The sequence below is a fragment of the Nocardioides koreensis genome (assembly GCF_039531775.1).
Taxonomy (GTDB): Bacteria; Actinomycetota; Actinomycetes; order Propionibacteriales; family Nocardioidaceae; genus Nocardioides; species Nocardioides koreensis.
Window position 1 is genome coordinate 89853 of record NZ_BAAAQR010000010.1, and the last position, 13289, is coordinate 103141.

The 13289-nt window shown below is 72.6% G+C and carries 12 protein-coding genes and 1 riboswitch; of the genes, 9 read left to right on the plus strand and 3 right to left on the minus strand.

Features of this window, described 5'->3' with window-relative positions; all coding sequences use genetic code 11:
- Positions 1–17: 17 nt before the first annotated feature.
- From ABD268_RS15855 to ABD268_RS15880, 6 genes are all read left to right on the plus strand, one after another.
- The gene (locus ABD268_RS15855; RefSeq protein WP_344154265.1) at positions 18–485 is read left to right on the plus strand and encodes a bifunctional nuclease family protein; all 468 of its coding nucleotides are present in this window, start codon (positions 18–20) and stop codon (positions 483–485) included.
- A 338-nt stretch (positions 486–823) separates the two neighbouring features.
- Positions 824–1420, plus strand: coding sequence for a MerR family transcriptional regulator (locus tag ABD268_RS15860; protein ID WP_344154267.1), 597 nt, complete (start codon positions 824–826; stop codon positions 1418–1420).
- Positions 1421–1452: 32 nt separating this feature from the next.
- A riboswitch (glycine riboswitch) is annotated at positions 1453–1559 on the plus strand.
- A gap of 122 nt (positions 1560–1681) precedes the next feature.
- Positions 1682–4546: an aminomethyl-transferring glycine dehydrogenase gene (gcvP, locus tag ABD268_RS15865; RefSeq protein WP_344154530.1), complete on the plus strand. Its 2865-nt coding sequence runs from the start codon at positions 1682–1684 to the stop codon at positions 4544–4546.
- Positions 4543–5889, plus strand: coding sequence for a serine hydrolase domain-containing protein (locus ABD268_RS15870; protein WP_344154269.1), 1347 nt, complete (start codon positions 4543–4545; stop codon positions 5887–5889). Before gcvP ends, ABD268_RS15870 begins: the two co-directional genes overlap by 4 nt.
- 84 nt (positions 5890–5973) lie before the next feature.
- Entirely contained in the window at positions 5974–7476 is a 1503-nt protein-coding gene (locus ABD268_RS15875; RefSeq protein ID WP_344154272.1) for a CYTH and CHAD domain-containing protein, read from the plus strand.
- Positions 7464–7838, plus strand: coding sequence for a hypothetical protein (locus ABD268_RS15880; protein WP_344154275.1), 375 nt, complete (start codon positions 7464–7466; stop codon positions 7836–7838). The genes ABD268_RS15875 and ABD268_RS15880 overlap by 13 nt, the downstream gene beginning before the upstream one ends.
- 71 nt (positions 7839–7909) lie before the next feature.
- On the opposite strand, the gene ABD268_RS15885 is transcribed toward ABD268_RS15880, so the two are convergent.
- Entirely contained in the window at positions 7910–8455 is a 546-nt protein-coding gene (locus tag ABD268_RS15885) for a hypothetical protein (RefSeq protein WP_344154278.1), read from the minus strand.
- A 157-nt stretch (positions 8456–8612) separates the two neighbouring features.
- On the opposite strand from ABD268_RS15885, the gene ABD268_RS15890 reads away from it, so the two are divergent.
- The gene (locus tag ABD268_RS15890) at positions 8613–8975 is read left to right on the plus strand and encodes a hypothetical protein (RefSeq protein ID WP_344154281.1); all 363 of its coding nucleotides are present in this window, start codon (positions 8613–8615) and stop codon (positions 8973–8975) included.
- Between the two features lie 22 nt (positions 8976–8997).
- Here the strand turns inward: ABD268_RS15890 and ABD268_RS15895 are convergent, their stop codons facing one another.
- Both ABD268_RS15895 and ABD268_RS15900 read right to left on the minus strand, forming a co-directional pair.
- A complete protein-coding gene (locus tag ABD268_RS15895; RefSeq protein ID WP_344154284.1) occupies positions 8998–10404 on the minus strand; it encodes a metallopeptidase TldD-related protein in 1407 nt (468 codons plus the stop codon).
- Positions 10404–11933: a TldD/PmbA family protein gene (locus ABD268_RS15900; RefSeq protein WP_344154286.1), complete on the minus strand. Its 1530-nt coding sequence runs from the start codon at positions 11931–11933 to the stop codon at positions 10404–10406. Before ABD268_RS15900 ends, ABD268_RS15895 begins: the two co-directional genes overlap by 1 nt.
- 217 nt (positions 11934–12150) lie before the next feature.
- Between ABD268_RS15900 and ABD268_RS15905 the strand changes: the two genes are divergently transcribed.
- Positions 12151–12942, plus strand: a complete 792-nt coding sequence (locus ABD268_RS15905) for a hypothetical protein (protein WP_344154289.1) — start codon at positions 12151–12153, stop codon at positions 12940–12942.
- A 4-nt stretch (positions 12943–12946) separates the two neighbouring features.
- Positions 12947–13285, plus strand: coding sequence for a nuclear transport factor 2 family protein (locus tag ABD268_RS15910; RefSeq protein WP_344154292.1), 339 nt, complete (start codon positions 12947–12949; stop codon positions 13283–13285).
- The last annotated feature ends 4 nt before the right edge of the window (positions 13286–13289 follow it).

Genomic DNA, 13289 nt, shown 5'->3' on the forward strand with positions numbered 1-13289 from the left:
GGGAGTAGGGTGACTCTGTGCGCGAAGTGGATGTCATGGGAGTACGGGTCGAGATGCCCTCGAACCAGCCGATCGTGCTGCTGCGCGAGGTGACCGGGGAGCGCTACCTCCCCATCTGGATCGGGGCCGTCGAAGCCACGGCGATCGCGTTCGCCCAGCAGGGCGTGGTGCCGCCCAGACCGCTGACGCACGACCTGATGAAGGACGTGCTCGCGGCGACCGGCAACGAGCTGACCGAGGTCCAGATCACCGAGGTCCGCGACGGCGTCTTCTTCGCCAACCTCGTGTTCAGCTCGGGCGCGGAGGTCAGTGCCCGTCCCTCGGACTCCATCGCCCTCGCGCTGCGCACCGGCTCCCGGATCGTCTGCTCCGAGGAGGTCCTCGACGAGGCCGGCCTCGCCGTGCCCGCCGAGCAGGAGGACGAGGTCGAGAAGTTCCGCGAGTTCCTCGACCAGGTCACCCCCGAAGACTTCGACGCCCATTAGGGCGCCGCCCACGGGCCCTGGCTGCGTTGTCGTCGGTCGACGGCCAACCCCGGGCCGCCTTCCCTCCTCCGCCTTGCCAGGACCCGCGTGGATCGGCCCCCTAACAGTCGAGAGGCGCCGCTCGGGAACACATGCATGGTCGCACTACCCATTCAGGTCTAACCCTCAGGTAGAGGTTGAGGGTTGCGACACGCCGCTCCTGTCGTTGACCACCCTCAATCGCGGGCTTACCTTGAACTGTCTCTGTTGTAACTCCACCGTTGTGGTTGCCCTGATGACCGGGTCTCCGCACTTCCCCCGAGGGTTACGCACAACGGAGTAGACCCGCGGAGGACCGTGTGAACGAGAACGAGCAGGACCTGACGACCAGCCCCGAGGCGAGCCGCGCCGCGGAGGTGGCCGAGGAGCAGGGTCTCCTCTTCTCCGACGACGTCTCGCCGCTTCCCAGCGACGCGGGCTACCGCGGTCCCACCGCGTGCAACGCGGCCGGGATCACCTACCGCCAGCTCGACTACTGGGCCCGCACCGGGCTGGTGGAGCCCACCGTCCGCGGCGCCAGCGGCTCCGGCTCGCAGCGGCTCTACTCCTTCCGCGACATCCTGATCCTCAAGGTCATCAAGCGCCTGCTCGACGCCGGCATCTCGCTGCAGCAGATCCGCACCGCCGTCCAGCACCTGCGCAAGCGCGGGACCGACGACCTCACCCGCGTCACCCTGATGAGCGACGGCGCCTCGGTCTACGAGTGCACCAGCAACGACGAGATCATCGACCTGCTCCAGGGCGGCCAGGGCGTCTTCGGCATCGCGATCGGCGGGGTGTGGCAGGAGATCGAGGGCACGCTCGCCGAGCTGCCCAGCGAGCGCACCGCCGAGGACCAGGACCCGAGCGCGAGCGACGAGCTGGCAGCGCGCCGGGCAGCCCGCAAGATCGGCTGAGCCGGCCGGGTCGGCTAGGCTGGGGGCGCCGACTATCCCGCACGGGAGAGTCTTCGCCCGGGGGCAGATGCTCGGAGCGGAGCGCCGAAGGGGCAATTCCTCCCCGGAACCTCTCAGGCGCCAGGACCGTGCGGATGAGGCAACTCTGGAGCTCGTGAGCGACGGGTGACAGAGGGGGAGGCGACCCGATCGACCCCGATCTGAGGAGCCCCCGTGACCGACCTGTCAGCGCCCGTCCCGCACCAGCCCGCTCGCGAGCACCTGTCGCACCTCGACACGGCGCTGCCGTTCGCGCAGCGGCACATCGGTCCCCAGGCGGCCGACGTCGAGACCATGCTCGACCGGCTGGGCTTCGACTCGCTCGAGGCGCTGATGACGGCCGCGGTCCCGGGCGGCATCCGCGCCGCCGGTGACCTGGAGCTTCCGGCGCCGCTGACCGAGGAGGCCACCGCGCGCGAGCTGCGGGCCCTGGCCGAGGCCAACCGGCCGGGGGAGCCCATGATCGGGCTCGGCTACCACGCGACGGTCACCCCGCCGGTGATCCGGCGCAACGTGCTCGAGGACCCCAGCTGGTACACCGCGTACACGCCGTACCAGCCCGAGATCTCCCAGGGCCGCCTCGAGGCCCTGCTGAACTTCCAGACGGTCGTCGGTGACCTCACCGGGCTGCCGACCGCGAACGCCTCGCTGCTGGACGAGGGCACCGCCGCGGCCGAGGCGATGACGCTGGTACGCCGTGGCAACCGGAAGGCGGCCGGCCCCTTCGTCGTCGACGCCGACGCACTGCCGCAGACCATCGACGTGGTCCGCACCCGCGCCGAGGCGATGGGCATCGACGTGGTCGTCGCCGACCTCGCGGACGGGCTGCCCGACGGCGAGCTGTGCGGGGTGCTGGTGCAGTACCCCGGCGCCTCGGGCCGGATCCTCGACCCGCGGGGCGTCATCGAGGCGGCGCACGAGCGCAACGCACTCGCGGTGGTCGCCGCCGACCTGCTCGCGCTGACCCTGCTCGAGGCGCCCGGCGCCCTCGGAGCCGACGTCGTCGTGGGCTCGACCCAGCGCTTCGGCGTCCCGCTGTTCTACGGCGGCCCGCACGCGGGCTACATGGCGGTGGCGGTTGGTCTCGAGCGGCACCTGCCCGGCCGGCTGGTCGGCGTCTCGGTCGACGCCGAGGGCCGGCCCGCCTACCGGCTCGCGCTGCAGACCCGCGAGCAGCACATCCGCCGCGACAAGGCCACCTCCAACATCTGCACCGCCCAGGTGCTGCTCGCCGTGGTCGCCTCCATGTACGCCGTCTACCACGGGCCGCAGGGCCTCCGGGCGATCGCGTCGCGCACCCACCGCTACGCCGCGGTGCTCGCGCAGGCGCTGATGAAGGCCGGCATCGAGGTCGAGCACCAGCAGTTCTTCGACACGGTCTCGGCGGTCGTGCCGGGCCGCGCGACCGAGATCGTCGCCGCCGCGCACGAGCGGGGGATCCAGCTGCGCCGCGTCGATGCGGACCGGCTCGGCATCTCGACCTCGGAGTGCACCACCCGCTCGACGCTGGTGCGCCTGCTCGAGGCGTTCGGCGTCGACCTGGACGTCGACGCGGTCGACGGTGCGGCGGACGACGCGCTGCCCGCCGGCCTGCGACGCGAGACGGCGTACCTCACCCACGAGGTGTTCTCCAGCCACCAGAGCGAGACGGCGATGCTGCGCTACCTGCGCAGGCTCTCGGCCCGCGACTACGCGCTGGACCGCGGCATGATCCCGCTGGGCTCTTGCACGATGAAGCTGAACGCGACGACCGAGATGGAGCCGGTCTCGCTGCCCGGCTTCGCCGACCTGCACCCCTTCGCCCCGGCCGACGACGCGGTGGGCTACCGCCAGCTGGTCGCCGAGCTGGAGGAGTGGCTGGCGGAGGTGACCGGCTACGACCGGGTCTCGATCCAGCCGAACGCCGGCTCCCAGGGCGAGCTCGCCGGTCTGATGGCGATCCGGGGCTACCACCGGGCCAACGGCCAGGGCGAGCGCAACGTCTGCCTGATCCCGTCCTCGGCGCACGGCACCAACGCCGCGTCCGCGGTGATGGCGGGGATGAAGGTGGTGGTCGTGAAGGCGGCCGAGGACGGCGCCGTCGACCTCGACGACCTCCGTCGGCAGTGCGACCTGCACGTCGACGACCTCGCGGCGATCATGGTCACCTACCCCTCCACGCACGGCGCCTACGAGGACACCATCACCGAGCTCTGCGAGATCGTGCACGGCCACGGCGGCCAGGTCTACGTGGACGGCGCCAACCTCAACGCGCTGCTCGGCTACGCCAGGCCGGGGGAGTTCGGCGGCGACGTCTCCCACCTGAACCTGCACAAGACCTTCTGCATCCCGCACGGCGGCGGTGGCCCCGGCGTGGGCCCGGTGGCGGTGCGGGAGCACCTCGCGCCGTACCTGCCCTCGCACGCGATGCACCCCGAGGCGGAGAAGCGGGACGGCATCGGCCCGATCAGCGCCGCGCCGTACGGCTCGGCGGGCATCCTGCCGATCTCGTGGGCCTACATCCGGCTGATGGGGGCCGAGGGCCTCACCCGGGCCACGGCGGTCGCGGTGCTGTCGGCCAACTACATCGCCTCGCGCCTCGACGAGCACTTCCCGGTGCTCTACCGCGGCCACGGCGGGCTGGTCGCCCACGAGTGCATCCTCGACCTGCGCGGCCTGACCAAGGAGACCGGCGTGAGCGTCGACGACGTCGCGAAGCGGCTCGTCGACTACGGGTTCCACGCCCCGACCATGTCGTTCCCGGTCGCGGGCACCCTGATGGTGGAGCCGACCGAGTCCGAGGACCTCGCCGAGATCGACCGGTTCTGCGACGCGATGATCGCGATCCGCGCCGAGATCGAGCGGGTGCGTGCGGGGGAGTGGACCCCCGAGGACTCGCCGCTGCGCGGGGCGCCGCACACCTCGCGGGCCCTGGTCGGCGAGTGGGACCGCTCCTACAGCCGCGAGCTGGCCGTCTTCCCGACCGGCATCGCTGGACCCAATGGCGTGGCGGACAAGTACTGGCCGCCGGTGGCGCGCATCGACCAGGCCTACGGCGACCGCAACCTGGTCTGCGCGTGCCCGCCGCTCGAGGCCTTCGCGGAATGAGCACTGCGGCCGTCGCCCCGGTCACCGCCCGCCGGCTGCTGGCGCGGCTCGCGGCGGCGCAGGCCGCTGGCCGGCTGCCGTCGGTGGTCGCCGGCGTGCTCCGCGACGGTGAGCTCGTGTGGACCGGGGCGTACGGCGGCTCCGCCGTGCCCGGCCACGACCCGTTCGACGTGCAGTACCGGATCGGCTCGATCACCAAGACCATGACCGCCGTGCTGGTGCTCCAGCTCGTCCGGGACGGCCGGCTCGGCCTGGACGAGCCGGCCTCGACGTGGCTGGGCGACGTGGCGTACGCCGACCGGACCATCCGCAGCCTCCTGGCGCACAACTCCGGCATGCGCTCGGAGCCGATCGGCTCGTGGTGGGAGCGGTCCGCGGGGCTCACCTGGGAGGAGCTGGCCGACGGCCATCACGGGGCCGAGGAGATCTTCCCGGCGCTGCAGCAGTTCCACTACTCCAACCTCGGCTTCGCCCTGCTCGGCGAGGTCGTGGCGCGCGAGCACGGCGTCGACTGGTGGGAGTGCGTGCGGGCCCGGATCCTCGCGCCGCTCGGCATGAGCCGCACGTCGTACCTGCCGGTGGGCGCCGCGGCCCAGGGCCACAGCGTGCACCCCTACGCCGGGACGCTCGCGGACGAGCCGGCCACCGACACCGGCGCGATGGCCCCGGCGGGCCAGGTGTGGGCCACGCTGACGGACCTCGCGGCCTGGAACGCCTTCCTGCTCTCGGGGCACCCGGACGTGCTCGGTCTCGACGAGCTGCTGGCCGCCTCCCACCCCCAGTCCGGCGACCGGGACGACGCGCTCGGCTACGCGCACGGCCTCGGCTTCCAGCTCCAGGCGGGCGGCTCGGGGATGCTGGTCGGTCATGGCGGCTCGATGCCCGGCTTCCTCGCCGGCTGCTTCGTCGACCGCGTGCGGCGCACGGGTGCGGTGGTGCTCACCAACGCGACCGCCGGGCTGGTCCCCGCAGACCTGCTCGTCGCCCTGCTCGACGAGCTCGAGCGGAGCGAGCCCACGATCGCCTCACCGTGGGTGCCGACGGCCGCGGTGCCGCCGGAGCTCGCCGAGGTCCTGGGCGTGTGGCACTGGGGAAACACCCCGTTCGTGTTCGCGATGGACGGCACCCGCCTCGTGGCGGAGCGCGCGGGGGAGGACAAGTACACCTTCGGCGTCGTCGACGGCCGCATCATCGGCCTCTCGGGCTACCACGCGGGCGAGGAGCTGACGGTGGTCCGCCGCCCCGACGGGTCGGTCAGCCACCTCGACGTGGCGACGTTCATCTACACGCGCACGCCGTACGACCCCGACGCGCCCATCCCCGGGGGCCATCCGGGTCACTGAGGCGGTTCGCCGAGTGGGAGCAGCCGGTCCCGGATGCCCACGATGGGTGTCGCGCGTCGACCAGTGCCGGGGTACACCTGTCCCATGAGGGAGCATCGAGAGCTGGAGAGGACCTACGCGCCCGGCGCGGGGGCCTCCCTGCCGGACCTGACGGCACTGCCCGGCGTGACGGCGCTGGGGGAGCCGGAGGTCATCGAGCTCTCCGCGGCCTACTACGACACCGACGACCTGGCCCTGCTGCGGGCGGGCGTCACGCTGCGACGCCGCACGGGCGGCGCAGACGAGGGCTGGCACCTGAAGATCCCGGCAGGGGTGGGCCGCGACGAGATCCAGCTGCCGCTGGCCTCCGGGCCGGCCGCTCCGCCGGCGGAGCTGCTCGGTCTCGTCCGGGGACGGACCCGGGGCGCACCCGTGGCGGAGGTCGCGACGGTCTGCACCCGGCGCATTGAGGTTCCGCTGCTCGACGCCGAGGGCACCGTCGTCGCGGAGCTCGCCGACGACGAGGTGACGGGGCAGGCCCACGGGCGCGAGCAGCAGGTCGCCTGGCGTGAGTGGGAGCTGGAGCTGGTCGACGGGGACCCGGCGCTCCTGGGGGCCGCCGACGACCTGCTGCACGACGCCGGCGTGCCGAGCAGCGACATCCCGCGCAAGATCCTGCACGTGCTCGGCGACCGCTTGCCCGAGCCGCGTCGTCTCGCCGCGGTGGGACCCGACAAGCCGGCCGGTCGGGTGCTCCAGCGGCGGCTCGCCGAGCAGGTCGAGGAGCTGGTGCGGCGCGACAGCGAGATCCGGAGGGGCCGTCCCGAGGGCGTCCACCAGGCCCGCGTCGCCTGTCGGCGGCTGCGCGCGGCACTCGCGACGTACCGACCGCTGGTCCACCGCGAGGTCACCGACCCGCTGCGCGAGGAGCTGAAGTGGCTGGGGCAGGCGTTGGCGGACGCCCGCGACGCACACGTGGTCCGTCGCCGGCTCGAGGTGCTGCTGGACGAGGAGCCACCGGAGCCGGGCAGCGCCGCGGCCCACGCCCGGCTCGCCGCGTCGTACGACGAGCGCCGGCAGGGCGCCGACCGTCGGGTCGACGAGGTGCTCTCGTCGGACCGCTACTTCGACCTGCTGGATGCTCTGGACCGGCTGGTCGAGGACCCGCCCTGGACGGCCGAGGCGGTCCGGCCGGCGCGCGAGCTGCTCCGCCGGCGGATGCGGCGTGACTGGAAACGGCTGCGGCGACAGGTGGCCGTCGAGGTCGACGCGGTCGAGCACGACCCCGCGATGCACCAGGTGCGCAAGGACGCCAAGCGGCTGCGGTACGCGGCGGAGGCGCTGGAGCCCGTCTGGGGGAAGGACGCGGGTCGGCTGACCCGGGCGGCGAAGAAGCTCACGTCCCACCTGGGCGACCGGCAGGACACCGTCGTGAGCAGGCAGCACCTGCGGCAGCTGGCCGAGGAGGCGGAGGCGGCCGGTGAGAGCAGCTTCGTTTGGGGTCGCCTGCACGCCCACGAGGAGGCGCGGGCCGCGGACCTCGACCGGCGGTGGCCCGGGCTGTGGTCGGCGGTGTCCCGGAAGAGGTACCGCGCATGGCTGGGGTGAGCCCGAGGGCGACCGTGACGACACCGGAGCCGGACCGGGCCTACCGATGGGCCTGGCTCTCGCTCGCGTTGTACCCGCTGGCCGTCGCTGCCGCGTTCGTGGTCGGCGAGGGGCTCGCGTCGCTGTACGGCTACGAGTCCGGGTCCGAGGAGCTGGCGCCCTGGTGGGTGGCCCTCGGCGCCGGGGGGCCCGCCCTGCTGGTCCTCGCGCTGCCGATCGTGGTGACCTTCCACTTCGGGCGCCGGGCCGTCGCGGGTGGCCGGCCGGTGGCCAAGGTCCCGATGTACGTGGGCGCCGGCCTCGTGGCGCTGTTCGTGCTGCTGAACCTGGTGTCCTACGTGGTCGGGCTGCTGGTCGGGTGATGACGAGACCCGGGCGTCCCATCGCTGGGACACCCGGGTCGGTGTGGTGCGTCGCGGAGGACCTCCCGGCGTCAGCCGGTGATGTCCTCCTTGGTGACCTGCAGGTCGTAGTGGAACGCGTTGTCGCAGGCCAGCTGCACGGTCCGCTGACGCCAGGTCAGGGTGAGGTCCGTCGCGAGCGGCTTGTGGAAGCCGTCGACGGTGATGTGCTGCCCGGCGTCGTCGTACTCCTCGTGGACGGCCTTGCGCTTGCCGTGGCGCGCCGCGTAGCCGTCGATGACGGCCTTCTTGCCGCCCACCTTCAGGCTGCCGTGGACCTGCTTGTCGTGGATGAACCCGTCGGTGACCTCGCGGCCGTTGCCGACCTGGTTGTCGCCGTCGCCGATGACGACCTGGATCACGTCCTTGACGGTGTTGTTCTCGTAGAGGCTGGCCCACACGCCGCGGCCGCGGATGGTGCCGGTGCACTCGAGGACGTTGCCGAACTCGTGCGTGGTCGTCGTGGTGGCCTGCTCGGCCGAGGGGGTCAGGGCGGTGGCCGGTGCCGCGACGCCCAGCCCGGTGAGGGCGGAGGTCGCGACCGCGGCCAGGGCGCCGAGGGTGAGCTGGGTGCGCATGGTGGTGCTCCTGTGGGTCGGTGTCGGTCAGAACGAAGGGGATACGCCCGCCCGGCCGGTCCGGTTGCACCAGTGGTGCCGGTCCAGACCAGAGGTCCCAGTGGTCCCGGGGCCTTGGTCCCTGCCCCGCGGGACGCTCGCGAGCGACGCTGCCCTCATGGGCGCAGTGGCGACGGGCACTTTCACCGATCATCGTTCGGCGAGCCACGACTACCACATGGCGTGGTGGTCGCTGCTCGGCTTCGTGCTGTCCGGGGCGGCGGCGTTCCTGGTGGCGGACATCCTGGCGGACGCCTACGGCTACTCCGGGATCAACGACGACGCGGCGCCCACCTGGCTGGTGTGGGCCGCGGGCTACCCCGCCGTCCTCGTGTTCATCGTCCCGGCCTTCTTCACGACCGCCTTCGCCCGTCGCGCGCTGCACGACGGCAGGCGACAGGCGCTGGTCCCGCTGATCGTGGCGTGGGGCATCTGCGTGGTCTTCGTGGTGCAGAACGCCGTGGCGTTCCTCCTCGACTAGCCCGCCCGACCGGGGCCGGCCCTCACATCGCCTGGGAGACGCTGGACATGTTGAAGTCCGGCACCCGCAGCGCCGGCGTGGCCGTGCGGGAGAAGTAGTCGTCGCCCCACTCCCGGCTGAAGCTCGGCACCGTCTGCGAGGCGTGCGAGAAGCGACGCAGCAGGTCGATCGGGCTCTCGTTGAACCGGAAGTTGTTGACCGCACCGGTGATCTCGCCGTTCTCCACGAGGTAGACCCCGTCCCGGGTGAGCCCGGTGAGCAGCAGCGACTGCTGGTCGACCACCCGGATGTACCACAGGCAGGTGAGCAGCAGGCCACGCTCGGTGCCGGCGACCAGGTCGTCGATGCTGCCCGCGGCGCCGTCCACCGTCAGCGCGAGGTTGTCGATCATCGGGGTCACCGGCTGCTGGGTCATCGCGGCGGAGTGCCGGGTCTGCAGCAGGGAGGCGAGCCGGCCGTCGCGGATCCAGTCGGTGCGGCCGAGGGGGAGGCCGTTGTCGAAGACCGACTGCTCGTTGTCCGAGGTGGTCGCGACCGTGAACGGCGCGCACTGCAGGCCGTCGTACGCCGGGTCGGAGAAGAGGTTGACCCCGGGCCTGGTGATGACGTCGCCGATGCGGGTGCCGCCGCCCCGCTTGCTGTAGACCGACTGTCCCTCCCACGCGACGCGGGCGCCGGCGTACCAGTAGGCGTCGACCATCAGGTCGGCCAGCGCGGTCGGCGGCAGGATCGTGTCGTAGCGACCGGCGGGCAGGTCGACCCGGCGCTTGCCCCAGCCCAGGCGTTGCGCGAGGGACTCCTCCATGGCCAGCGCGTCGACGTCGGCGAAGTCGCGGGTGGCGCCGCCGACCCAGGCGCTCTGGGTGAGATCGGCGGTCTTGCCCGTGCAGCCGTAGTGCCCGGTCGGCTGCACGTGCCGCAGCCGCAGGCCTGTCGTGGAGCCGAGGTAGGTCGTGGTGAGCTCGTGGTTGACGAAGCCGTAGAGCACCCGGCCCGCGGCCGACGCGCGTCCGAACGCCTCGCCCAGCGCCGGCGCGAAGGCGTCGTACACGTGGATGTCGGTGTGGACCGGGGCGTCGTCCCAGTCCGCGGCCGCGTCGCCGGTCACCAGGTCGTTGGCGTCCTCGGCGGGCGAGCTCGCCCGGGCCGCCGCATCGGCGGCCTCGACCAGGGCGGTGACCTGGGCCTGCGAGCTGGCGCTCCCGGTGACCGACCCGGTGGCCACGCCCTCGGCGCGCCGGATGAACGAGATCACCGTGACCGTGACCCCGTGCATCACACCATTGGTGGTGAGAGTGTTGTTGGCCCAGCGCAGGTTCGCGCTGGTGGCGTCGCGGACGATGACGAGGCAGTCGTCGGCGACGGTGGTCGCCAGGGCGTGCTCGACCAGGGACTGGGGGGACACGGTGCTGGTGTGCTGGGAGGTCATCACTGCCCTGCCTCGTCGGTGGTGTTGAGGATGCGGACGCCGCGGAACAGCGACGTGGGGCAGCCGTGGCTGACGCTCGCGACCTGCCCGGGCTGGGCCTTGCCACAGTTGAACGCGCCGCCCAGCACCCAGGTGTCCGGGCCGCCCACGGCCTCCATGGAGCGCCAGAAGTCGGTCGTGGTGGCCTGGTAGGCGACGTCGCGGACCTGGCCGACGAGCTCGCCGTCGGCGATCCGGTAGAACCGCTGGCCGGTGAACTGGAAGTTGAAGCGCTGCATGTCGATCGACCAGCTCTTGTCGCCGACGACGTAGAGGCCGCGCTCGACGCGGCTGATGAGCTCCTCGGTGCTGGGCCCGTCCGGCGCCGGCTGGAGCGACACGTTGGCCATCCGCTGGATCGGGATGTGGCCGGGGGAGTCGGCGTACGCGCACCCGTTGGAGCGGCCTTCCCCCGAGGCGGCCGGGTTGAGCTCGGGCTTCATGTGGGCCATCGCCCGGTCCAGCTGGTAGCCGACCAGGACCCCGTCCTTCACGATGTCCCACGCCTGGGTCTGCACGCCCTCGTCGTCGTAGCCGATCGTGGCCAGCCCGTGCTCGACGGTGCGGTCCCCGGTCACGTTCATGACGGGGGAGCCGTACTGCAGGGTGTTGAGCTTGTCGTAGGTCGCGAACGACGTGCCGGCGTAGTTGGCCTCGTAGCCCAGCGCCCGGTCCAGCTCGGTGGCGTGGCCGATCGACTCGTGGATCGTCAGCCAGAGGTTGGAGGGGTGGATCACCAGGTCGTAGCTGCCGGCCTCGACGCTCGGCGCCTTGAGCTTCTCGGCGAGCAGCTCGGGGACCTGCTCGATCTCGCCGTCCCAGTCGTAGGAGCCGTCGGTGAGGTACTCCCACCCGCGGCCCACGGGCGGTGCGATGGAGGCCATCGAGTCGAAGGTGTCGGCGCCGGTGCCCATCGCCTCGAACCCCGGCTGCAGCCGGACCCGCTGCTGGGTGGTGCGGGAGCCGGCGAGGTCGGCGTAGTACTTGTTCTCCTGCACCTGCTGCAGGTCGGCCGACGCGTGGTCGACCGCCGCGCCGCTGCGCAGCCGGTTCGTCCAGTCGACGAGCAGCGCGGCCTTCTCGGCCACGGGCACCTCGAGCGGGTTCACGGCGTACGACGAGACCCAGGTGACGTCGTCGTGGACCGGCTCCGTGGCGATCTCGACCGGGGTCGAGGTCATCTCGGCCGCCACGAGCGCCACCGCGACCGCGCTCTCGGCGACGCGGACCGCCTCGTCGGTCGTCAGCACCACCCCGGAGGCGAATCCCCAGGCGCCGCGGTGGATCACGCGGACCGCGAAGCCGAGGTCCTCGTGGTCGCTGGCCCCCTGCAGGACGCCGTCGCGGACGCCGAGGTGCTGGTAGCGGACCCGCTCGAAGCGGAAGTCGGCGTGGCTCACGCCGAGCTCGCGGGCCCGGGTCAGCGCCGCGTCCCCGAGGCTGCGGTAGGGCAGGGAGGTGAAGGTCGGGTCGAGTCCCGGAGCGCTCATGGGAGCGAACCTATCGGACACCGCCACCCGATTATCGGCATCGTGGCCGGGAGCCAGCGGGTGGCACGACCGGCTGGGTGATCCTTGACCAACTCTGGTGACGACACGGCCGCCGGGGTTCCTGAGACTCGAGGGGAGTGACCAAATCCGGGGAGGCTGAATGCCCGCTGGCACCGGACGCGACCGTCCCGCCCGCAGGACCCGGACAGCCGGGTGGGTGCCGATCGTCGTCACGGTGCTGGCCCTGCTGCTGTCCGGGTGCCTGGGCGCCGCCGACCCGGCCACCGAGGACGCGTCCGGCAGTGGCGCGACGCGATGCCCGTCCGCCTATCCCATCCGGCTCCCGATCACGACCGACGCGACCGTGGGGGTGCCGCCGCTCTACCGGCTGCGGGCCTGCGCCGTCGACGCCCGGCGCGGACCGGTGCTGCTGATGAACGACGGCAACGCGGCCTGGGCCACGGTGGCCCCCGGGCACGAGTTCAACCTGGTCCAGGGTGACGAGCCGGCCAACTGGCTCCGGGAGCGGGTCGCGGTCCCGCCCGGCATGGTGCTCCCGGGGACGGCCATCGTCGTGCAAGCGCGACCCTCGGAGGTCTCCTGGCGGCTGAGCCGCGAGTGGACGGTCGGCTGGGCCGGCTTCGAGGCCGGGATGCATGCGCTCGCGCCGCGCGGGCGCGACACGGTGGCGCGGGCGATGGACCCGGACGCCGCCCGCGGCCAGGCGCTGGTCAGCTGCGCGCTGACGGCCTATCACCTGTACCTCACCGCGCAGGGCGACCCGCTGCCCGTCCACGACGGGTTCGGTGCGCTCCAGCTGACGTGGAGCGCCGCCTCGACGGCCTGTGCCGCCGACTGGCTCCGGGCCGACCGGCTGCTGACCGCACAGGGGGCGCGGGCCACCGGCTGGTCGCTCGCGGTGATCCGGGCCGACTCGTGGGTGACCAAGTCGAAGCGCGCGCTGGGCTGGCTGGCCCCGGCCGCGCCCGTGGTGATCGGAGTGAGGTGACCCGGTGGCAGCCGGCATGGACGACCCGGTGATCGCGCAGGTCGCCGCCTACAACGCCCACGACGTGGACGGCTTCGTGGCCTGCTACGCGACCGACGCCGAGATCGTCGACGGCGCCTCGGGGCGCACCCTCATGTCCGGCCACGCCGAGATGCGGGAGCGCTACGCCCGACTCTTCGCGACCCATCCCGACGCCCACGCGGACATCAGGGAACGGATGCGCGAGGGCGACTGGGTCGTCGACCACGAGCTGGTCCGGACCGGCGGCGAGCAGCGGGGGTACGTCGTCGCCTATCGGCTGCGGGCCGGGCTGATCTCCCGGGTGCTCATCCTGGGCGGCTGACCCA